Source organism: Streptomyces sp. NPDC048560, assembly GCF_040650955.1.
GTDB lineage: Bacteria > Actinomycetota > Actinomycetes > Streptomycetales > Streptomycetaceae > Streptomyces.
In genome coordinates this window covers 711,475-733,028 of the sequence record NZ_JBEZIJ010000001.1, presented here as the reverse complement: position 1 = coordinate 733,028, position 21,554 = coordinate 711,475, and the positions used below count along the sequence as shown (strand labels likewise).

The following is a 21,554-nucleotide window of genomic DNA, read 5'->3' as shown; positions in this document are numbered from 1 at the left end:
TCACGTGGACCACTCCATGTCACGGGCCCGGCCGTCCCGCACCGTGACGTCGCGGTCGGAGTAGGCGGCGACGCGGGCCTCGTGGGTCACCAGGACCACGGCGACGTTGGCGGAGCGGGCGGTCTCGGTGAGCAGTTCCATGACCCGCTCCCCGTTGAGGGAGTCCAGGGCGCCGGTCGGCTCGTCGGCGAAGACCACCTTCGGTGAGGCGGACAGGGCGCGGGCCACGGCGACGCGCTGGCCCTGGCCGCCGGAGACCTCGCCCGGCCGCTTGTCCGCGAGGTCGTCGACCTCCAGGCGTTCCATCCACTCGCGTGCCGTGCGCTCGGCGGCCTTGCGGCGGACGCCGTCGAGGCGGAGAGGCAGGGCCACGTTCTCGACGCAGGTCAGTTCGGGCACGAGCCGGCCGAACTGGAACACGAAGCCGAAGTCGCTGCGGCGCAGGGCGCTGCGCTCGGCGTCGGACATCGCGGAGAGCTCGCGGCCCGCGTACGTGATGGTTCCCGCGTCGGGCGTGATGATGCCGGCGAGGCAGTGCAGCAGCGTGGACTTGCCGGAGCCGGAGGGGCCCATCACGGCGACGACCTCGCCGGGGTGGATGGAGAAGGACGCGCCGTCGAGTGCGGCCGTCGAGCCGTAGGTCTTGTGGAGGCCGTGGGCGCTGAGGAGCGAGCCGGCGGGGGTCACTTGACCACCTCCGCGAGCTTGTCCAGGCGTGCGGCGGTCAGTTCGAGCCAGCGCAGGTCGGCTTCCAGGTGGAAGAGCGCGTGGTCGCAGATCAGCTGGTCGGCCAGGTCGCCGTCGCGCTTGCGGTCGGTGAGGACGCGCATCAGGCGCAGGTGCTCGGCGCGCTGTGTGTCCAGCAGCCGGTCGGCGCTGCGGCCGGTGAGCAGGGCCAGGACGACCTTGGTGTACAGGGTCGACTGGAGGTACGGCTCCGGCTTCTCCGGGTGCGCGAGCCAGGCCGCCACGTCCGTGATCCCGGCATCGGTGATGGCGTACCGCTTGCGCTCCGGACCGCCCTCGCTCTCGACCCCGTCGACGACGACGAGCCCGTTCCTCAGCAGCCGCGACATCGTCGAGTAGACCTGTCCGTAGTGCAGCGGACGGTCGTGGCCGAACTTCTCGTCGAAGGTGCGCTTGAGGTCGTAGCCGTGGCGGGGGCCGGACTCGAGGAGTCCCAGGAGGGTGTGACCGATTGACATGACGGGGACTATACATGCGGTGTATACGCCGGGTGCATACGGGGGTGACGTGCCCCTCACTCATTCCGGAACCTGTGCTTCCCCTGCTCCTCCGCGTCCCACCCGCACCCCTCCCGCACCTGGCGAGTACCTGTGGATTCGCCGGTTCTCGCAACCCTTCTTGCCCTTCATGAGTCGGTTCCTAATGAATCAGGTGCTGATTGTCACGTCCGGAAAAGACCGGATCGCTTGCATTTCGCCCATCCCGACGGTGTTAGCTGGCGGGAATGGCGAAGCCGGTCGAGCAGAGAAACGGGAGCACTACAGCGATGGGTCGAGCGGATGCGCGACGAGGCCAGGGGCGAGGAGCGCGCCGGGCCGGGAGGAGCGGCGGCATACGCGGACTCTTCACCTGGCGGAAACTGCTGGGCACGTTCTTCGGGTTCTGCCTGCTGGCCATGGGCGTGTTCGTGGCGCTCTACGTCTACGTGGACGTCCCGGAGGCCAACGCCACGGCGAAGAAGCAGAGCAACGTCTACAAGTACAGCGACGGCTCCCTGCTGGCCCGCACGGGGGAGGTCAACCGCGAGATCGTGGATCTCGCGGAGGTCCCCAAGGAGGTCCAGCACGCCTTCGTCGCCGCGGAGAACAAGACCTTCTACCAGGACCGGGGCGTCGACCTCAAGGGCACCGCGCGCGGGCTGTTCAACACGCTGTCAGGCAAGGGCAAGCAGGGTGGTTCGACGATCACCCAGCAGTACGTGAAGAACTACTACCTGACGCAGGACCCGACCGTCAGCCGCAAGCTGAAGGAACTGGTGATCTCGCTCAAGGTCGACCAGAAGATGGGCAAGGAAGACATCCTCGCCGGGTACATGAACACCGCGTACTACGGCCGCGGGGCGAGCGGAATCCAGGCCGCCGCGCAGGCCTACTACGGGGTCGACGCCAAGGATCTCGACCTCTCCCAGGGCGCGTACCTGGCATCCCTGCTCCAGGCCCCCAGCCAGTACGACTGGGCGGTCGCCTCGAAGACCGGCAAGAAGCTCGTCACCGAACGCTGGGGATACACGCTCGACAACATGGTCGAGAAGGGCTGGCTCGACAGCTCCGAGCGCGCCGGAATGAAGTTCACCCGCCCGCAGGACCCGAAGGCGGCCCCCGGCATGGAGGGCCAGACCGGTTACCTCGTCGAGGCGGCCAACCAGGAGCTCGCGCGCCAGGGCGTCTCCGAGGAGGCCCGCGTGGCGGGCGGCTGGACGATCACGCTCAACATAGACAAGAAGCGTCAGAAGGAGCTGGAGAAGGCGGTCGACCGGCAGCTGGAGTCCAAGCTCGACCGCGACGGCAACAAGATCGACGCCACGGTCCAGGCCGGCGCCACCTCCGTCGATCCGAAGAACGGCGAGGTCGTCGCTCTGTACGGCGGCGTGAGCGCCACCGAGCACTGGGTCTCCAACGCGACCCGCCGGGACTACCAGCCGGCCTCCACCTTCAAGCCGCTGGTGCTGGCCTCCGCGCTGGAGAACGGGGCACAGACCCAGGACGGCCGGCAGATCGGCCTCGACACTGTCTACGACGGCACCAGCAGGCGTCCCGTCGTCGGCAGCGACATCCCGTTCAAGCCGCAGAACGAGGACGACCGCAGCTACGGCGACATCAGCGTCCAGAGGGCGATGGACCGTTCGGTCAACTCCGTCTTCGCACAGATGGTCGTCGACGTGACACCCCCCGTCGTGAAGCAGACCGCACTCGACCTGGGTATGCCGGACAAGGGATTCCCCGCCGTCCCCTCGATCACCCTGGGCACCATGAACGCCTCGACGTGGGACATGGCCGGGGTGTTCGCGACCCTCGACAACCACGGCAGGAAGGTCACCCCGCACATCATCAAGTCGGCCGAGCACCGGGACCGCGTCGCGCAGCCGGTCGACGGCACGGGCGGCCAGGCGATCAGCCGCAAGACCGCGGACACCGTGACACGGGCGCTGACCGGAGTCGTGGACAACGGGTCCGGCCACGAGGCCGACACCACGGCGTACGACGCGGCGGGCAAGACCGGCACGTCCGAGAACAACAAGGCCGCCTGGTTCGCCGGGTACACCCCCGAGCTCAGCACCGTCGTCGCGCTGTACGGCGAGGCGAAGGACGGCGGCAAGCAGGTCACCCTGACCGGTACGGCCAGCTCGGGCCGGGCCAACGGCGGCGGCTTCCCGGCGAAGATCTGGGCGGACTACACGCTGGCCGCCCTGGACGGCGGCTCGACCGGCACCTTCGACCTGGAGGACGTCGAGCGCGGCGAATCGGGCGTCACCCAGGAGCCCACGACGGCGCCTCCGACGAGCGAGGCGCCCGAGGAGACGGAGCCGCCCGAGACCGAGTCGCCGACCCAGTCGCCGACCGAGCCCCCGGTCACGGAGAGCCCGACGACCGAGCCGCCTCCCACGCAGACGACCCCGCCCACGCCCACCGGGCCGACGACCGACCCGACCGACCCCGTCGACCCGGTGGAACCACCGGAGGACCGGCCCGGCCGCGGCGACGACAGTCTGCTCGGCCAGTGAGCGCGTGAAGCCGAGCGCGTGAAGCCGAGCGCGTGAAGTCGGAGCACGTGTGAACACGGAAGGAGGGGTGGTGCCCGCGGGCACCACCCCTCCTTCCGTGTCACGAACGCCGGCTACTGGCTCCGGGTCGACATCTCGAACCACACGACCTTGCCGGTCGAGAGCCGCGTGGCGCCCCACCGCCTGGCCAGGCGGTTCACCAGGAACAGTCCGCGCCCACCCTCGTCCGTCTCCCTGGCCCGCCGCTGCCTGGGCAGCTGCGGGGAGTCGTCGCCGACCTCGCAGCGCAGGATGTCCGTACGCAGGAGGCGCAGGGTCACCGGCCGCTCCGCGTACCGCACGGCGTTCGTGACCACCTCGCTGACCAGCAGTTCCACCTCGTCCGACAGCTCGTCCAGGCCCCACCGGCTGAGCGCCCTGCGGGCCAGCTTGCGGGCCCGGCCGGGTGCCTCGTTCTCCGGTTCCAGGAACCAGTACGCGACATCGCTGGGCGCGATCCCGTCGAACCGGGCGGCGAGCAGCGCGATGTCGTCGTCCCGGTCGCCCGGGCCGAGCATGTCGAGCACGTCGTCGCAGAGCGCCTCCAGCGGAGGCGCGTGGTCGGGGCCGGTGAGCCGGGCGGTGGCGGCCAGCCGCTCCCGCAGTTGCTCGATCCCGGTCCACACATCCCGCAGCCGGGACTCCACCAGACCGTCCGTGTACAGCAGGAGCGTGGCGCCCGCGGGCGCGTCCAGCTCCACGGCCTCGAAGTCGACACCGCCGACACCGATCGGGGCGCCGGGCGGCACCCGCAGCACCTCGGCCCGGCCGCCCAGGTGGAGCAGGACGGGCGGCGGGTGGCCGGCGTTGGCGATGGTGATCCGGTGCGCGACCGGGTCGTACACCGCGTACAGGCAGGTCGCCATCCGGTCGCTGCCGAGCCGCTGCGCCTGCTCGTCCAGGTGGTGCAGCACCTCCTGCGGCGGCAGGTCGAGCCCGGCCAGGGTCTGCGCGGTCGTGCGCAGCTGACCCATGATCGCGGCGGAGGTCATGGAGTGGCCCATGACGTCACCGACGACGAGCGCGACGCGGCTGCCGGGCAGCGGGATCGCGTCGTACCAGTCGCCACCGACCCTGGCCGTCTCGGCAGCCGGTAGATACCGGGAGGCGAGACGGACACCGGTCGGCTGCGGCAGCGAGTCGGGCAGCATGGTGCGCTGGAGCTCGTCCGCGATGTACGCCTCGCGGCCGTACAGCACTGCCTTGTCGATGCCCAGCGCGGTGTGCGTCGCCAACTGGGCAGCGACCAGAAGGTCGTTGGCCTCGAAGGCGGGGCGCTCGGTTCCGCGCAGGAAGACGGCCGCGCCGATGACCCGCCGCCGTCCGCGCAGCGGCGCCAGGATCGCGCGGTGCCCGGTGGGTACGACCCGTCCGGCGCCGAGCAGTTCGGGCAGCGCGGCGCGCGCCGCCGCGGAGTCCCCGAAGACGGGACGTACTCCGCGCAGCACCTCGGCCAGCGCTCCGCCCGAGCGGACCTCGCACAGTTCGGCCGCGGGCATGAGGTCGGACTGCGGGTCGGCACCCGGCAGCCGGAGACGCTCGGTCTCCGGGCTGCTCTCGTTCTCCTCGTCGGTTAAACGCAGCCGGTCGGTACGGCGCAGCCGCAGCACGAACGGCGTGACGGGACGCTCGTCGCCCACCGGGAGCGGGTCACGGAGGTAGACGAGTATCGCGTCGGAGAACGTCGGCACGCTGGCCCGGCACAGGCCGAGGACGATCTCGTCGAGGTCTATGCCCCGGGCGATGCGGCGGGTCGCCGCTCCCACGAAGCGCAGCCGGTCGCCCTCGCGACGGGCCGCGGCCTGACTCTCCGCCACCACCGTGGCCGGCTGGGTCGAGGCGTGCGGTACGGGGCTGGGTCCGGGGTTCGGCGCTGCGGCCGGTCCGGGGATCGCGGCGGTGGCAGGGGTTGCCGTCGCGGCGTCCTGCTGCCGCGGCCGGGTGCGCTCCTGAGACCGGGCCGCGAGGGGCTGCCGGCCTTCGTGGGAGGTGGGATGCTCCGTCACGCGTGGGATTCCGTCCGTCCGGGCCGGTTGTATGAGGCAGTCACCTCGTGGGGCGCTACTGTGCCCCGGCAAGAGCGGTAAGAACAACGGCTGTCACCGGATGCCCCGGCGCGCGGGGCCGAAACCGGCTGCTCGCGACCGGGTACGGCGACATCGTTTCCCACGAGGGGACGGCGGACCGAGAGCACGTCTCCACCCCCTCGTAGTGGTTCATGCGAGCGTGCGTCCCGCTCCGGACCCGGTGGCCCGTGCGGTTCGTACGGTTCGTGCGTCGACTTGTGGCCGCTCCAAGGATCTCACGACGGCATATGGGCCGGGGTGCGGTCCCAGTCATCCGGAAGCGGCGGTACCTGCCAGTGCGGCTCCGGCCGCCAGTGCTCCCAGCCGTCCCGGAACGGCGTCCCCCACTCCTGGATGACCTCGACGGCCGCCCGGCCCGCCTCCCGTACCCGGGCCGCGGTGGCCCGGTCCATCAGACCGACCCGCTGCGCCTGGGCGAACTCGTCCTCGTCGAGCCACCGCCAGCTGCGGTCGGGATTCACGGAGATGTCGAGAAAATGATCCTGCGAATCCACCCCGCCGGACCAGCGGACGAGGGGCTCCTCCAGGTTCACGTACCAGTTGCGAAAGGCCCAGCCGCGGTCCCAGAACAGCCACACCGACCAGGGGTCGCCGGGCCGCGCCAGTTTCAGCACGCCGGTGCCGAACCACGTCGAGCGCACCGTGGTGCGCGGCGCCGTGTAGCGGGTGGCGAGCGGCTCGGCGTGCACCTGGGTGCCGTCGGCGAGGACCGGTCTCACGCACTCGGTACCCGGCGCCATCCAGACGGCGAGCAGCTCGCCGGTGTCCTGTACGACGGTGACCGGGCGGCAGATGTGCACGGCACGCCGGCCGCTCCCGTCGCCGTTGCCGCGGTCACTGCCACCGTTGTCGCGGTAGCGCCAGAGGATCTGGTCCCCGGGCGCCCAGCGCACCTCTCCCGTACCTGCCATGAAGAGATCTTAGAGATCCGGCCGCCCGCCCGCTGCGATACGCGTCACGGGCGGGTCATGCGCAACACGTCCAGGGCCTCGTCGAGTTGTTCCACGGTGAGGTCGCCGCGCTCGACGTACCCCGAGGCCAGGACCGTCTCGCGGATGGTCGTGCCCTGCGCGAGGGACTTCTTGGCGACCTTGGCGGCCTCCTCGTAGCCGATGTACTTGTTGAGTGGTGTGACGACGGACGGGGAGGATTCCGCGTACATACGGGCCCGTTCCACGTTGGCGGTGATGCCGTCGACCGTGCGGTCGGCGAGGAGCCGGGAGGCGTTGGCGAGCAGTCGTACCGACTCCAGCAGGTTCTTCGCGATCACGGGCAGCATGACGTTGAGCTCGAAGTTCCCCGCGGCGCCCGCCGTGGCGACCGTGGCGTCGTTGCCCATCACCTGCGCCGCGACCATCAGCACCGCCTCCGGGATCACCGGATTGACCTTGCCCGGCATGATCGACGAGCCCGGCTGGAGGTCCGGCAGATTGATTTCGGCCAGTCCGGTGCGGGGGCCCGAGGCCATCCAGCGCAGATCGTTGGAGATCTTCGTCAGCGAGACCGCGATCGTACGGAGCTGTCCGGAGGTCTCGACGAGTCCGTCCCTCGCCCCCTGCGCCTCGAAGTGGTCCCGGGCCTCGGTGAGCGGCAGACCGGTGGTACGGGCCACTTCGGCGATGACGGCGGCGGAGAATCCAGGGGGCGTGTTGATGCCGGTGCCCACAGCCGTACCGCCCAGGGGCAGTTCGGCGAGGCGGGGGAGCGCGGACCGCAGGCGCTCGACCCCGTACCGCGTCTGCGCCGCGTAACCGCCGAACTCCTGGCCGAGGGTGACCGGGGTGGCGTCCATCAGGTGCGTACGGCCCGACTTCACGACCTCCGCGAATTCGGCTGATTTTCGCTCAAGCGCGGAGGCGAGATGGTCGAGCGCGGGGATCAGGTCCGCGGTGACGGCGGCGGTCGCGGCGATGTGGATCGAGGAGGGGAAGACGTCGTTGGAGGACTGCGAGGCGTTGACGTGGTCGTTGGGGTGGACCTCGCGTCCCAGGCGCTCGGTGGCGAGGCTGGCGACGACCTCGTTGGTGTTCATGTTGGAGGAGGTGCCGGACCCCGTCTGAAAGACGTCGATGGGGAAGTGCTCGTCCCAGCGGCCGTCGGCGACCTCGGCGGCGGCCTCCCGGATCGCGGTCGCGATGTCCGGTTCGAGGACCCCGAGCTCCGCGTTGACCTTGGCCGCGGCCGCCTTGATCCGCGCCAGGGCCTCGATGTGGGCGCGCTCCAGACGCTGTCCGGAGATGGGGAAGTTCTCCACCGCGCGCTGGGTCTGCGCCCGCCACCTGGCGTGCGCGGGGACCTTCACCTCGCCCATCGAATCGTGCTCGGTGCGGTACTGCGCGGTGTCCGGATTCATGTCTGACGAACCGTCCATGTTCAAAACCTCCTGAAAAAGATGAGCACTTGTCTTGTTCTACGTATTCCCTTGTCGCCTACCGGCCAGTAAATACCTGGGGTAACCCCACACTCCGGGAGGCGCAATGAGGCGCACCAGGCACAGACTTCGCGCACTTCGCTGTACGGTCGCGGCGACCGCCGCACTGGCGGTGGCCGTCGGCACCATGGCGGTCGCCGGACCGGCGGGCGCGGCGGAGACCCGTTCCACCACTACCGCATCGACCCCGCTCCCACCCGATCTCGAAGCCGTCCGGGCCGCGGAAGCCACCCGGCTGTACGGCAGCCCCGCCGAGCGGCCGTTCGCCGAGCGCAAGACCGGGCTGATCTCGCTCGGCGACAGCGAGATCTCCGGCGAAGGCGTCGGCACGTACGAGGCCGGCACCAACGGCCCGGACAACTGGTGCCACCGCTCACCCGACGCGGCCATCCACCGCACGGGCATCGCGGCGGACGTCACGTACAACGTCTCCTGCTCCGGGGCCTATACCGGGAACATCAGAATCGGTGGTTCCAAGCAGTACGCCGACGAGCTCGTCCAGAGCGACAGCCTCGCCGTGAAGGCCCGCAACACCCGTATCAAGATGATCGTGCTGGTGGCCGGCGCCAACGACGACCTCCAGTTCGGGCCGGTCATGACGGACTGCGTCGTCCGCTACCTCACCCTCCAGGGCCCCTGCGAGTCCAAGTACGCGGGTGGCTGGCAGGCCCGCGTCGACGCGCTCGTCCCCAAGGTCGAGCAGACCGTCCGCGACCTGCGCGCCGTCATGACGGACGCCGGATACGCCGCCGGAGACTACAAGCTCGTCGTCATGGGCTACCCCAGCCCGATCGGACCCGACTTCCGTGACAACCCGGACTTCCCCGGGAAGCTCGTCTGCGGCGGTCTGGGATACGACTCCGACACCGTCTGGGGCCGCAACACCGCAGTACCCGCCTTCCAGGTGGGGATGCGCAGGGCCGCGGCCGCGACGGGAGCCGTCTACCTCGACAACTCCCGCCTCTTCCACGGTCACGAGGTCTGCACCCAGAGCGCCTGGGCCCGCGGCCTGTACATCGACGTGACCAAGCCGGGCCTGCCGGACGCGAATTCGGTACGCCAGTCCTTCCACCCCAACCTGGCCGGACACGGGGCCTTCGCCTCCTGCCTGACCCAGATGTACAACTCCGGTGTCCGTGAGGCGAGTTGCGCCGACCCGGCGAGCACCGGCAGACCGGCACTGCAGCCGGTCGCCTGGGACGACGTGTTCGCCCCGCTGAGGAACGAGGCAACCGGTACGTGCGTCGACGTCCCCGCGTCGGTGACCCGTAACGGCACCGGGGTCGCCGGGTGGGACTGCCACGGCGGCCGGAACCAGGACTGGTGGTACGACGCCGCCGAGCGGACGGTGCGTACGGAACTCAGCCACGACCGTTGTCTGGACGTGCCGCGCGGGGAGTACAGGGCAGGCGCCACGCTGCTGCTGTGGGACTGCTCCGGTGCGGCGAACCAGAAGTTCGTGAAGGAGTCGGGCACCTTGCGTCCGGCCGCCGCGACCGGCCTCTGCCTGACGCTCGCCTCGGCGAAGGACCCGCTGAGACTCCAGGCGTGCGACGGCGGTGCCTCGCAGCGCTTCGCGTAGTCCGGCGGCAGGGAGGAGGGGGATGGCCGAAGAGGTGCGGTCATCCCCCTCCGCCGCGCTCCACGCTGTCACCGGCTTCCTTGCGACCCGTAGCCCTACGGCCCCCTGGCGCCCGCACCCCGGCCTCTCGCGGTCGGGCCACCCGGAGCACGTACGCCAGGGCGACCAGGACGGCCGCCCCGTGGGACCACGCGACGACCGTCAGAGGGCTGTGCCCGTCGAGAGCGGCGGCGACCAGGATCATGCCGACGCCGAAGCCGAGATTCTCGACGGTCGCCGAGAGCCCGAATACATGGCCGCGCAGAACACTCGGCAGCGTCTGGAGATGAGAGGTGTACGAGACCTCGGTGAGCCCGTCCGCGGCTCCGGCGACCAGCGCGATCACGGCCGTCGCGGCATGCGGGAAGCTGGCGAACGCGAGGATGAAGGCCGAGGACATCAGAATCGTCCCGTAGCCGAAGCCCAGCGCCCCGACGGTCCGTCCCGCGCGTCGCGTGTACCGCTGGATCACCTGTTGGGCGGCGATGTTGCCCAGCGCCCACAGACACCAGAAAGCGCTCACGAACACGGCGGGGTCCGCCGCGTCGAGGCTGCTCGAATACACCGGCAGCGCCGCGTTGTGCGAGGACGAGCCGAAGGCGTCCACTCCGCGCAGGGCCACCATGAGCCCCAGGCCGGGCGCGGCGGCCTGCGCGAGGAACGCGACCGGCGTACGCCGTCGTCCCGTCCTTCCGCGCGCCGCCGCGCCCCCCGCCGGCCGACCGGCCGGCCCCTCTTCAGTACGCTCGCCGGAATCCCCCTCCGAATCCGGCGATGCGTCCCGGCCTCCGCGGTCCGCCGCGACCGGCAGCAGAGCCACCGTCACCGCGCAGACCACGAAGGTCGCCATGTCGACCACGAAGGCCGCTGTGTATCCCGCCAGGGACACCACCACACCGGCCGATGCGAAACCGGCCACCATCGCCAGCGAACGCCCCGTGATGGAGAGGGAGTTCGCCCACGCCCTGCGGTCCGCGCCGACCATCTCGGGAATGGAGCTGCGCAGCGACACCGTGAAGAGCGTCCCGCACGCGCCGGTCACCACCGAGACGGCTGTCAGCGCCGCTGTCCGCAGCCCGTCGGGTGCCACGATCAGCAGCAGCATCACGGCAGCCTGCGCCGAATTCGTCCAGAGCATGATGCTCTTCGCCGGAAAACGCGCGAGCAGCCCGCCGGCCGTCAGCCCGGCGACGAATCCGGAAGCCAGCCGCACCGCCATGAACAGCCCCATGGCGAGCGCTCTGCCCGTCGTCGCATAGACGAACAGATTGAGCGCCACCATATTCAGGAAGGTGCCGTACGAAGAGACCGCGTATCCGGCGACGAGGATTCGAAATCGCCGTTCGGAACGTGCCGCCCCGTCCGCTCCGCCGTCCGTTCCGTGGCCCCGTGCGTCCGACCGGCTGTTCGTGCCGTTGCTGCCGTGCGTCACCCGCTCATAGTCGTGCAGGCACCGCGCGCACCGCTGTCGGCCCGTTCGTACAAATGTAATCTGCATACTTGTGAAGGACGATCATTCCACCCCACCGGCATGTGATTGCCGCGAATCGACTTCGGGCCGTACGCCGGGCGAGCGCCCCTGCGAGGTGGCGCTCGCCATATACCGGCGCGCGCTCGTGGAGGGGAGCCTTCCGCAGGAGGAGGTCGCGGACTGTCTGCGGTCCCTGCACCTGATGGTGGCCGACCGCGACTCGCCGGGCTTCATGATCCCCGTACCACCGGAGACGGCGTCGTTCGCCGCGCTCGCGCCGATGGAGGAGGCGATCGTCGAGCAGCGCCGCACACTGCGGTCCGCCCGCGCCACCCTGTCCGTCTTCGAGGCGCTGTACGCCGATGTGCACCGGCTCCAGCAGCCTGCCCTCACCCGGCTCACCGGCGAGGCCGTGATCAGCAAGGCGCTCGACGCCGGAGTGGCCGGGTGCCGGGAGGAAGTCCGCACGGCCCACCCGGGCGGCGGCAGACCGGCGCACGTCCTGAAGGAGTCGCTCATCCGGGACCTGGGCAATCTGCGGCGGGGCATCCGGCAGCGGACGATCTATCAGCACACCGTCCGCGCGGACCGTACGACGCTCGCCTACATCGAGCAGGTGACCGCCGCGGGGGCCGAGATCCGGACGCTGGCCGAGGTGGTGGACCGGGTCATCGTGTTCGACCGGGAGCTGGCGTTCATCCCGTTCTCCGACGAGCCGCACAACGCCCTGCGTATCCAGCACCCCTCGCTGGTCCGCTTCCTGGCCCGGAGCTTCGACGACGCGTGGTCCCGCTCGGTCCCGGTCCGCCCGGAGCGCTCCCCGCTGCGTACCCCCGTGATCACGTCCGACCTCCAGCGCGCGATCCTCCAGGCCGTCGTGAACGGCGAGACGGACGCGTCCATCGCCCGCCGCCTCGGCATGAGCCGCCGCAGCGTCGCCGAACACATGCGGAAGGTCTCCGACCAGCTGGGCAGCAACAGCCGCGCCCAGCTCGGCTACCTGGTCGCGACGTCCGGGCTCCTGGACGGCCGCCAGGCCTGACGAGAAACGCAGCGGGGGCGCCCCGGCCGAAACCGGAAACGCCCCCGCGGTCACGTACGAACGGACTCGCCCGTCCGGCCAGGTCAGCCGAGACCCGGGCCCCGCACCGGGATGCTGGTGAACGTCGGGGCGGGAGCCGGCTCGGTGAAGAAGTCGTTGCCCTTGTCGTCGACCACGACGAACGCGGGGAAGTCCTCGACCTCGATCCGCCAGACCGCCTCCATGCCGAGCTCCTCGTACTCGACGACCTCGACCTTCTTGATGCAGTCCTGCGCGAGCCGCGCCGCGGGACCGCCGATCGAGCCGAGGTAGAAGCCGCCGTGCGCGTCGCAGGCGTCCGTGACCTGCTTCGAGCGGTTGCCCTTGGCGAGCATCACCTTGGAGCCGCCCGCCGCCTGGAACTGCGCGACGTAGCTGTCCATACGGCCGGCCGTCGTCGGCCCGAAGGAGCCGGAGGCGTAGCCCTCGGGGGTCTTCGCCGGACCCGCGTAGTAGACCGGGTGGTCCTTCAGGTACTGCGGCATCTCCTCGCCCGCGTCGAGCCGCTCCTTGATCTTGGCGTGCGCGATGTCGCGGGCCACGACCAGCGGGCCGGTCAGCGAGAGCCTGGTCTTCACGGGGTACTTGGTCAGCTCGGCGAGGATGTCGTCCATCGGCCGGTTGAGGTCGATCCGTACGACGTCCCCCGCCTCGTCGAGGTGCTCGTCCGTCGTGTCCGGCAGGAAGCGCGCCGGGTCCTTCTCCAGCTGCTCGAGGAACACGCCCTCGGCGGTGATCTTCGCGGTGGCCTGACGGTCCGCCGAGCAGGAGACGGCGATGGCGACGGGCAGCGAGGCGCCGTGCCGGGGCAGACGGACCACCCGCACGTCGTGGCAGAAGTACTTGCCGCCGAACTGCGCGCCGATGCCGATCCGCTGCGTCAGCTCGAAGACCTTCTCCTCCAGCTCCTTGTCACGGAAACCGTGGCCGGTGGGGGAGCCCTCGGCGGGCAGTTCGTCGAGGTAGTGCGCGGAGGCGTACTTCGCGGTCTTCAGCGCGAACTCCGCCGACGTACCGCCGACGACGATCGCCAGGTGGTACGGCGGGCACGCGGCCGTACCCAGGGAGCGGATCTTCTCCTCCAGGAACTTCATCATGGAGGACTCGTTCAGTACGGCCTTCGTCTCCTGGAACAGGAACGACTTGTTGGCCGAGCCGCCACCCTTCGCCATGAAGAGGAACTTGTACGCGCCGCCGTCCGTCGCGTAGAGCTCGATCTGTGCCGGGAGGTTGGAGCCGGTGTTCTTCTCGTCCCACATGTTCAGCGGGGCCATCTGCGAGTAGCGCAGGTTGAGCTTGGTGTACGCGTCGAAGATGCCGTGCGACAGGGCCTCCTCGTCACCACCCTCGGTGAGCACGTTCTGCCCGCGCTTGCCCATGACGATGGCCGTGCCGGTGTCCTGACACATGGGCAGCACACCCGCGGCGGCGATGTTCGCGTTCTTCAGCAGGTCGAGCGCCACGAACTTGTCGTTCGACGACGCCTCGGGGTCGTCCACGATCCGCCGCAGCTGCGCCAGGTGCGCGGGCCGCAGGTAGTGCGAGATGTCGTGCATGGCCTCGGCGGCGAGGGTGCGCAGAGCCTCCGGCGCGACCTTGAGGAACGTACGGCCGTCGGCCTCGATGGTGGAAACACCCTCGGAGGTCACCAGACGGTACGGCGTGGTGTCCTCTCCCAGGGGGAGCAGATCGGAGTACGCAAACTCTGGCATTACGGCCATTCCTCACTCGGCAGACGGCGGCTGACCTCCCTTGGGCAGCGCACACCAGGGTAGAACGCCCCGGGGCTCCCGCTCCTGTGAGGTAAGGCTCACCGGGAACCCGGCAGGTGCACCTGCTTCCCCCGTCGATGCCGCGGGCGCCACGCTTCCCTTCCGGACCGATTCGAGGCACTCCTGCGCACGCTTCCCTTCAGGTCCGCCGCGGGCACCCCGCACCCACTTGGCCCCCTGCCCGCCGCCCCACCCACCCGCCCCCGCCACGCCCACCCCCAACCCCTAGTCGCGATCTATCGCGTTTGGGTACGCTGGCCCGGTGGACCTCGAAAAGCAGCCCCAGCAGCCGCAACCACCCGCCGCCCCGGCCGCACCCGCACCCGCACCCGCCGAGCCCCGCGACCCCGCCCCGGCCGGCATCCGGGCGTCCGACGCCGACCGCGACCGGATCGCGGACATCCTGCGGGACGCCGTGGCCGACGGCCGGCTGACCGCGGAGGAGCACGCCGAGCGGATCGACCTCGTCTACCGGGCCAAGACGGTCGACGCCCTCGAACCGCTGGTGCGGGACCTGCCCTCGGGGGCGGGCGCCCAGCAGTCCGCGCAGGCGTCGCACAGCTACGGCCCCGACGCACCGGCCGGTCCCGCCGACAATCTGGTCGCCGTCTTCAGCAGCTCCACCCGGCGGGGACGCTGGCGCGTCGGCGGCCGGACCAACGCGTTCGCACTCTTCGGAAGTATCGAGATCGATCTGACCGAGTCACTTTTCGGTCAACGGCTGAGCGTCATCAACGCCACGTCCATCTTCGGCAACATCGAGATCAAGGTTCCCGAGAACATCTCGCTGCGCGGCAGCGGGACGGGTGTGTTCGGGAATTTCGAGGTGGTCACACTCGAATCCGTGGACCCGGAAGCGCCCGTGGTCGTCGTGAACGGCTATTCGGTGTTCGGGAACATCGAGGCAAAACCCAAGCGCGGCAAGCTCATTGCCAACCTGCACAAGCAGTTGCGCAAACACCTCGGCCACTGACGCGTCCGGGCGTCATGCTTCGATTTCGGCCATTCGTAGCGATCGGTCGCAATTACGTGCGCCGCAAGCCAGTGCCACTCAGTGCATAGGCGCGCGCACAGCGGGTAGGGAGGCTGCATCGTCTCTCGCTCGCGAAGCCGTCGTCAGGAGTAGACCCGTGCTGCAACCGCCGCTTCAGTCTCTGCAGGTCGCCGCCGTGCCTTCCCAGCGCACTCCCGCGCGGGCGGACGAGGCCGGCCCCTGGCACGCGGAGGCGGTGTGCCGCCGGGACGAAGCCGGGCTGTTCTTCGCCCCGTCGAAGGAGCCGACTGCCGCCAGGCTGTCCCGCGAGGAGGCCGCGAAGCGCGTCTGCGCGCGCTGTCCCGTGATGGTCGAGTGCCAGGAGCACGCCCTGGTCCAGCCCGAGCCGTACGGGGTGTGGGGCGGCCTCACCGCAGCCGAGCGCCGCGTGGTTCTCGCGCGCAGGCGCAGGCGCGACATCGAGTTGAAGGCGGCGTCCACGCCGGAACACATCGCGGCGGCGGGCTGAGGGACCTACGGGTCAGGGGCCGCCCCGACCGGCAGCCCCTGACCCAGCTCGTGCTTCGCCCGCGCGACATCACGTACGGGATCCCGGCGGCCCCGCACAGGGCCGCCGGGATCTCCCCGTACGGGAGTTACTTCGCGCGGTCGAAGTCGATCGCGCTGTACGCGCGCAGCTTCGAGAGACGGTGCGTCGAGTCGATCTTCCGGATCGTGCCCGACTTGGACCGCATGACGATGGACTCGGTGGTGGCGGTCTCGGCGCGGTACCGCACACCGCGCATGAGCTCGCCGTCGGTGATCCCCGTCGCGACGAAGAACACGTTGTCGCCGCTGACCAGGTCGTTCGTCGAGAGCACCCGGTCCAGGTCGTGCCCGGCGTCCAGTGCACGCTGACGCTCCGCCGCGTCCTTGGGCCAGAGCTTGCCCTGGATGACACCGCCGAGGCACTTGATCGCACAGGCCGAGATGATGCCCTCGGGGGTGCCGCCGATCCCCATGAGCAGGTCGACGCCGGTCCCCTCGCGGGCGGCCATGATCGAGCCGGCCACGTCGCCGTCGGAGATGAACTTGATGCGGGCGCCGGTCTCCCGGATCTCCTTGACGATGCCGTCGTGGCGGGGGCGGTCGAGGATGACGACGGTGACGTCCTCGGGGGTGGAGTTCTTCGCCTTGGCGACCCGGCGGATGTTGACCGAGACCGGGGCGTTGATGTCGACGAAGTCGGCCGCCTCGGGGCCCGTGACGAGCTTGTCCATGTAGAAGACGGCGGACGGGTCGAACATCGTGCCGCGGTCGGCCGCCGCGAGCACGGCGATCGCGTTCGGCATTCCCTTGGCGTTGAGCGTGGTGCCGTCGATCGGGTCGACGGCGATGTCGACCTCGGCACCGGTGCCGTCGCCGACCCGCTCGCCGTTGTAGAGCATGGGGGCTTCGTCCTTCTCGCCCTCACCGATGACGACGACGCCGTTCATCGACACGGTCGAGACGAGAGTCCGCATGGCGTTCACCGCGGCGCCGTCGGCACCGATCTTGTCGCCGCGACCGACCCAGCGGCCGGCGGCCATGGCCGCGGCCTCGGTGACCCGGACCAGTTCCAGGGCCAGGTTGCGGTCGGGGGCCTCCGGGGAGACCTCGAGCTGGGACGGCAGTTGATGATGCTCGGACATCGGAGCGCACCTTTCTGTACGACGACGACCGGAAAGAGGGTGCTCCGACTCTATCGGTAGGTCGATAAAATGAGCAGACCGGGTCACGTTTGAGCGGACCGCCCCGTCGTCGGGTGCGAAGGACCTCATGCCACCATTGGGTCCGTGGCAAGCACTCGAGGCAAGCAGACCGTGCGGGACATGATCCTTTCGATGATCGTGATCTCGGCCGTCGCAGGGGTCATCTACATCTTCATCCCGCACGACGACAAGGCCGACCCGGTGAAGGCCGTCGACTACCGCGTGGAGCTCCTGACGGCGCGGCGCGCGGCGCCGTATCCGGTCGCGGCGCCCGACGGGCTGCCCACGGGCTGGAAGCCGACCTCCGTCTCGTACGAGCGCCAGGCGGGCAACAGCTGGCACCTGGGCTTCCTCGACCCGGACGGCAAGTACGTCGCGGTGGAGCAGTCCACGGCCCCGGCGAAGAAGTACGTGACGGAGGTCAGCCAGCGGGCGACGGACACCGGGCGTACGCACGAGGTGGCGGGCGAGGCGTGGCAGCACTGGAAGGGCCCGAAGTACGACGCCCTCGTGCTGCACGGTGACGGCGCGACCACGGTGGTGACGGGTTCCGCGCCCATGGAGCGGCTGGCGCAGATGGCCGCGGCGCTCAAGACCTCCTGACATCACCCGAACGCAAGGCGTCCTGAGTCACCCGAACGCACGAAGAAGCCCCGGAGCGTCCAGCTCCGGGGCTTCTTCGTGCCGGCTGCCTCTGCGGGCCGCCGGTCAGACGGTCGTGACGACCTCGTCGTAGGAGAGGCGCGGCAGGCGCGGCATCCAGGCATCCTCGCCCGGCTTGCCGATGTTGACGACCATGAGGACCTTGTGGTCGCCGTCCAGGAACTCCTTCTCGATGCCCGCGGCGTCGTAGCCGGTCATCGGGCCGGCGGCCAGACCGGCGGCGCGGACGCCGAGGATGAAGTAGCCGGCCTGCAGCGAGGCGTTCAGCGCGGCGGCCTGCTCGCGGACCGGACGCTCGGAGAAGAAGACGTCCTTGGCCTGCGGGAAGTGCGGCAGGAGTGCCGGGAGCTCCTCGTGGAACTCGTTGTCGGCGACGAGGATCGCGACCAGCGGGGCGGCGGCGGTCTTCGGCCGGTTGCCCTCGGCCATGTGCTTCACGAGGCGCTCGCGACCCTCCGCGGAGCGAACCAGGACGACGCGCAGCGGCGACTGGTTGAAGGCGGTCGGGCCGTACTTGACCAGGTCGTAGATCGCCTGGACCTGCTCCTCGGTCACCGGCTCGTCGGTGAACGTGTTGGCGGTGCGGGCCTCACGGAAGAGGAGGTCCTGGGCGGCGGGGTCAAGAGCGAGGGACATCGTACGAGTTACCTTCCGGACGTACAGGGGATCAAGTGATGGCACGACTGTAACCAGGAAGTAGGTTAACTTTCAACTAACCAGGTCCCAAGGTGACCCACCGCACAGCTTCCCGGCCCGCCCGACGAGTCGTCCTCCGGGTCTTCGCGGCCCGCCCGGCTCCCCCTCAGCCGTCCGCGGCCTCCGGCTCGTCCGCGCGCTCCGTCACCGGCCGGGCCAGTGCCGCGTCGAGCCGCGCCCGCGCGCCCTCCAGCCAGCGCCGGCACACCCGGGCCAGCTCCTCGCCGCGCTCCCACAGAGCCAGCGACTCCTCCAGCGTGGTGCCGCCCGCCTCCAGGCGGCGTACGACCTCGATCAGCTCGTCCCGCGCCTGTTCATAGCCGAGCGTGCCCGCCGCGGCAGTCGTCGTCGTCCCGTCGTCCGTCATGTGATCCACCCTATGTTCGCGCTACGACAGCTGAACCGCTGAAACCGCGGGAGGCGCCGGTCGCGCCCGCCGCACCGCCCGCTCACTCCGCGACCCGCACGACGAACTCCCCCTCCGACACCCGTGCGCGCAGCTCGTCACCTGGCGCCCCGGCCTCCTCGGGGGAGCGCACCACATGACCGTCCGGCCGCTGGAGCACCGCGTAACCGCGCTCCAGCGTGGCGGCGGGCGACAGGGACACCACCCGGGCGAGGGTGTGCGAGATCTCCGACTCTGCGCGGTCCAGCAGGTGCCCGAGCACCCGCCGGCTGCGCCCCACGAGCGCGTCGACCTCCGCCTCCCGGTCGTCCACCAGACGCTGGGGGCGCTCCATCGCGGGGCGTCCCAGCGCGTGGGCCAGTCCCCGCTCCTCCCGTTCCAGCAGCCCCCGCACCGAACGAAGTGCCCGGTCCCGCAGCTGCTGCACCCGGTCGAGCTCCTCGCCGACATCCGGGACGACCTTCTTCGCCGCGTCGGTGGGCGTCGAGGCCCGCAGGTCCGCGACCAGGTCGAGGAGCGGGGAGTCCGGTTCGTGCCCGATCGCGGACACCACGGGCGTGCGGCACGCGGCCACCGCCCGGATCAGCTGCTCGTCGGAGAACGGCAGCAGGTCCTCCACGCTTCCGCCGCCCCGGGCGACGACGATCACGTCGACCTCGTCCAGCGCGTCGAGTTCCCGCACCGCGTGGACCACCTGGTTCACCGCGTGCACGCCCTGCACCGCGGTGTTGCGGACCTCGAAGCGCACGGCGGGCCAGCGCCGCCGCGCGTTCTCCAGTACGTCGCGCTCGGCGGCCGACGCCCGCCCGCAGACCAGTCCGATCAGCTGCGGCAGAAAGGGCAGCGGCTTCTTCCGGTCCAGCGCGAACAGTCCCTCGGCCGCGAGCGACTTCTTCAGCTGCTCCAGCCGCACGAGCAGCTCGCCGATCCCCACGGGCCGTATCTCCGTCGCCCGCAGGGAGAGCTGTCCACGGGGGGCGTACCACTCGGGCTTGGCGAGGACGACGACGCGCGCGCCCTCGGTCACCACATCGGCGATCCGGTCGAAGACCTGCCGGAAGCAGGTGACGCTCACCGAGATGTCGTGCGAGGGATCGCGCAGCGTCAGGAAGACCACGCCGGCACCCGGCCGCCGCGACAGCTGGGTGATCTGCCCCTCGACCCAGACCGCGCCGAGCCGTTCGATCCATCCGCCGATGAGCCGTGACACCTCACCGACGGGCAGGGGTGCTTCCGCGGACGTGTTGAGAGCCATGCGGCGAGCGTATCGGCCCCCACGGACAGAGGCCCCGGCCACCGCGCCCGCCCGTCCCGACCCACGCCCCGTACCTCTCTGTCCCCCTCTCCTCGCCTCTCTCCCCGCGCCTCTCCCCGTCCCGGCTCCCCCCGCTCAGCGCGTCCCCGCGGTCCTCTCCGGTCCAGAGCCCGAGCCGGCCCCGTCCGGCCCCGTCCGGCGCCCCCACTGCACAGCGAGCACCACGAGCCCGATCCCGAGCCAGCACACCCCCACCACCTGCGCGCTCGTCGTGGCCTCCACGATCACCGCGATCAGCACGGCCGCGCCGAGCACCGGGACCAGTACGTGTCGCCACCAGCTCGGCGGGCCCCCCATCCGGCGTACGGCGAACCAGCCCACGACCGACGCGTGGAGCAGGACGAAGGCCGACAGCGCGCCGATGTCCACGACCGAGACGAGGTGGTCCAGGCCGTCGTCACGCCGGGCCGCCCACACCGCCGCCACCAGCGTCACGATCGCCGCACCCAGGATCGCGGTCCTGGGCACCCCGGAACGCGCGTCGACCCTGGCCAGGAATCCCGGAAGCCGCCGCTCCCGCGCCATCGCGAACACCAGCCGGCCCGCCGCGGCCTGCCCGGCCAGCGCCGCGAACGCCGCGCCGATCGCCTTGCTCACGGCCACCAGGTCGTGCAGCCACGTACCGACCGAGGCGTCCACCGCGTCATAGAAGGCCGACCCCTGCGCCGCGGGATCGGCCGCCAGTTCGGCGGAGCTCAGCGGCTCCAGCAGCGCGGCCAGATAGGACTGCGCGATGAACAGCACACCTGCCAGGGCCAGGCAGAACAGCACCGCGCGGGCCACCTTCGCCGACCCTCCGGTCACCTCCTCGGCGAACGAGGCGATCGCGTCGAAGCCCAGGTACGACAGCACGGCCACCGACACCGCCCCCAGCACCGCCGTCATCGAGAACCCGGAGTCCCCGGTGAACGGTGTCAGCCACCCCCGCTGCGCCCCGTCCTGTACGAGCACCCACACGGCGGACACCACGAACACCAGCAGCACCACGATCTCCATGGCGAGCACCGCGAACCCGACCCGGGCCGCCGCCCGCACGCCCCACAGGTTCAGCAGCGTCGTCACCAGCACCGCGATGGCCGTCCAGACCCACCGCGAGACCTCGGGGACCAGCGCGTTCATCGCGATCCCGGAGAACAGGTAGGCGACCGCCGGAATGAGCAGGTAGTCGAGCATCGCCATCCATCCGGCGACGAACCCCGGTCCTTCCCCCAGGCCCTTGCGCGCGTACGTGAAGACCGAACCGGCCAGGGGGGCGACCCGCACCATCTGGGCGTAACTGAACGCGGTGAAGGCCATGACGACCGTCGCCACGACGTAGACCAGCGCGACCGCGCCGCCGGACTTCGCGTCGAGGGTGCCGAACACCCCCACCGGAGCCATGGGCGCGATGAACAGGAGCCCGTAGACGACCAGATCCCGGAATCCGAGAGTCCGTCGCAGCGCCCCCTGGCCGGCATCGCGGTCCTTGGTGCTGCCGGCCATGAACCCTCCGTCGTTCGG

Annotated in this window: 18 protein-coding genes; 6 read left to right on the top strand and 12 right to left on the bottom strand. The window is 70.5% G+C overall.

Going from position 1 to position 21,554, the window contains the following annotated elements; all coding sequences use genetic code 11:
• Positions 1 to 687, bottom strand: a complete 687-nt coding sequence (locus AB0C82_RS03185) for an ABC transporter ATP-binding protein (RefSeq protein ID WP_362835731.1) — start codon at positions 685 to 687, stop codon at positions 1 to 3.
• The gene (locus tag AB0C82_RS03180; RefSeq protein ID WP_362835729.1) at positions 684 to 1,205 is read right to left on the bottom strand and encodes a PadR family transcriptional regulator; all 522 of its coding nucleotides are present in this window, start codon (positions 1,203 to 1,205) and stop codon (positions 684 to 686) included. The genes AB0C82_RS03185 and AB0C82_RS03180 overlap by 4 nt, the downstream gene beginning before the upstream one ends.
• A gap of 308 nt (positions 1,206 to 1,513) precedes the next feature.
• Here AB0C82_RS03180 and AB0C82_RS03175 point away from each other — a divergent pair, with 308 nt between their 5' ends.
• Positions 1,514 to 3,748 carry a transglycosylase domain-containing protein gene (locus AB0C82_RS03175; protein WP_362835727.1) on the top strand — a complete coding sequence of 745 codons (2,235 nt, stop codon included), beginning with the start codon at positions 1,514 to 1,516 and terminating at the stop codon, positions 3,746 to 3,748.
• A gap of 113 nt (positions 3,749 to 3,861) precedes the next feature.
• Here the strand turns inward: AB0C82_RS03175 and AB0C82_RS03170 are convergent, their stop codons facing one another.
• The 3 genes from AB0C82_RS03170 to AB0C82_RS03160 form a co-directional block, all read right to left on the bottom strand.
• Entirely contained in the window at positions 3,862 to 5,793 is a 1,932-nt protein-coding gene (locus AB0C82_RS03170; protein WP_362835725.1) for an ATP-binding SpoIIE family protein phosphatase, read from the bottom strand.
• A 296-nt stretch (positions 5,794 to 6,089) separates the two neighbouring features.
• On the bottom strand, positions 6,090 to 6,785 hold the full coding sequence (locus AB0C82_RS03165; RefSeq protein WP_362835723.1) for a DUF402 domain-containing protein: 696 nt from the start codon (positions 6,783 to 6,785) through the stop codon (positions 6,090 to 6,092).
• A 44-nt stretch (positions 6,786 to 6,829) separates the two neighbouring features.
• Positions 6,830 to 8,245, bottom strand: a complete 1,416-nt coding sequence (locus tag AB0C82_RS03160) for a class II fumarate hydratase (protein ID WP_362835721.1) — start codon at positions 8,243 to 8,245, stop codon at positions 6,830 to 6,832.
• A 106-nt stretch (positions 8,246 to 8,351) separates the two neighbouring features.
• Here AB0C82_RS03160 and AB0C82_RS03155 point away from each other — a divergent pair, with 106 nt between their 5' ends.
• On the top strand, positions 8,352 to 9,887 hold the full coding sequence (locus AB0C82_RS03155) for a ricin-type beta-trefoil lectin domain protein (RefSeq protein ID WP_362835719.1): 1,536 nt from the start codon (positions 8,352 to 8,354) through the stop codon (positions 9,885 to 9,887).
• 40 nt (positions 9,888 to 9,927) lie between these two features.
• Here the strand turns inward: AB0C82_RS03155 and AB0C82_RS03150 are convergent, their stop codons facing one another.
• Positions 9,928 to 11,256, bottom strand: coding sequence for an MFS transporter (locus tag AB0C82_RS03150; protein ID WP_362837007.1), 1,329 nt, complete (start codon positions 11,254 to 11,256; stop codon positions 9,928 to 9,930).
• A 172-nt stretch (positions 11,257 to 11,428) separates the two neighbouring features.
• Here AB0C82_RS03150 and AB0C82_RS03145 point away from each other — a divergent pair, with 172 nt between their 5' ends.
• Positions 11,429 to 12,439, top strand: a complete 1,011-nt coding sequence (locus tag AB0C82_RS03145; protein WP_362835717.1) for a LuxR C-terminal-related transcriptional regulator — start codon at positions 11,429 to 11,431, stop codon at positions 12,437 to 12,439.
• Between the two features lie 83 nt (positions 12,440 to 12,522).
• Here AB0C82_RS03145 and AB0C82_RS03140 read toward each other — a convergent pair whose 3' ends face one another.
• A complete protein-coding gene (locus tag AB0C82_RS03140) occupies positions 12,523 to 14,190 on the bottom strand; it encodes a fumarate hydratase (RefSeq protein ID WP_362835715.1) in 1,668 nt (555 codons plus the stop codon).
• 322 nt (positions 14,191 to 14,512) lie between these two features.
• Here AB0C82_RS03140 and AB0C82_RS03135 point away from each other — a divergent pair, with 322 nt between their 5' ends.
• Both AB0C82_RS03135 and AB0C82_RS03130 read left to right on the top strand, forming a co-directional pair.
• A complete protein-coding gene (locus AB0C82_RS03135; protein ID WP_362835713.1) occupies positions 14,513 to 15,223 on the top strand; it encodes a DUF1707 domain-containing protein in 711 nt (236 codons plus the stop codon).
• A gap of 157 nt (positions 15,224 to 15,380) precedes the next feature.
• Positions 15,381 to 15,752 (top strand): WhiB family transcriptional regulator, encoded by a 372-nt coding sequence (locus tag AB0C82_RS03130; RefSeq protein WP_362835711.1) that lies wholly within the window; start codon positions 15,381 to 15,383, stop codon positions 15,750 to 15,752.
• Between the two features lie 127 nt (positions 15,753 to 15,879).
• On the opposite strand, the gene glpX is transcribed toward AB0C82_RS03130, so the two are convergent.
• Complete coding sequence (glpX, locus tag AB0C82_RS03125) at positions 15,880 to 16,914, bottom strand: class II fructose-bisphosphatase (protein ID WP_362835709.1); 1,035 nt, start codon at positions 16,912 to 16,914, stop codon at positions 15,880 to 15,882.
• Positions 16,915 to 17,058: 144 nt separating this feature from the next.
• Between glpX and AB0C82_RS03120 the strand changes: the two genes are divergently transcribed.
• Entirely contained in the window at positions 17,059 to 17,577 is a 519-nt protein-coding gene (locus AB0C82_RS03120) for a DUF4245 domain-containing protein (protein WP_362835707.1), read from the top strand.
• Between the two features lie 105 nt (positions 17,578 to 17,682).
• On the opposite strand, the gene AB0C82_RS03115 is transcribed toward AB0C82_RS03120, so the two are convergent.
• The 4 genes from AB0C82_RS03115 to AB0C82_RS03100 all read right to left on the bottom strand — a co-directional run bounded on the left by AB0C82_RS03115 (position 17,683) and on the right by AB0C82_RS03100 (position 21,536).
• A complete protein-coding gene (locus tag AB0C82_RS03115) occupies positions 17,683 to 18,273 on the bottom strand; it encodes a malonic semialdehyde reductase (RefSeq protein ID WP_362835705.1) in 591 nt (196 codons plus the stop codon).
• Between the two features lie 166 nt (positions 18,274 to 18,439).
• Positions 18,440 to 18,700 carry an exodeoxyribonuclease VII small subunit gene (locus tag AB0C82_RS03110; RefSeq protein WP_362835703.1) on the bottom strand — a complete coding sequence of 87 codons (261 nt, stop codon included), beginning with the start codon at positions 18,698 to 18,700 and terminating at the stop codon, positions 18,440 to 18,442.
• A gap of 82 nt (positions 18,701 to 18,782) precedes the next feature.
• The gene (gene xseA, locus AB0C82_RS03105; RefSeq protein WP_362835701.1) at positions 18,783 to 19,994 is read right to left on the bottom strand and encodes an exodeoxyribonuclease VII large subunit; all 1,212 of its coding nucleotides are present in this window, start codon (positions 19,992 to 19,994) and stop codon (positions 18,783 to 18,785) included.
• Positions 19,995 to 20,129: 135 nt separating this feature from the next.
• A complete protein-coding gene (locus AB0C82_RS03100) occupies positions 20,130 to 21,536 on the bottom strand; it encodes an APC family permease (protein WP_362835699.1) in 1,407 nt (468 codons plus the stop codon).
• Positions 21,537 to 21,554 lie beyond the last annotated feature (18 nt).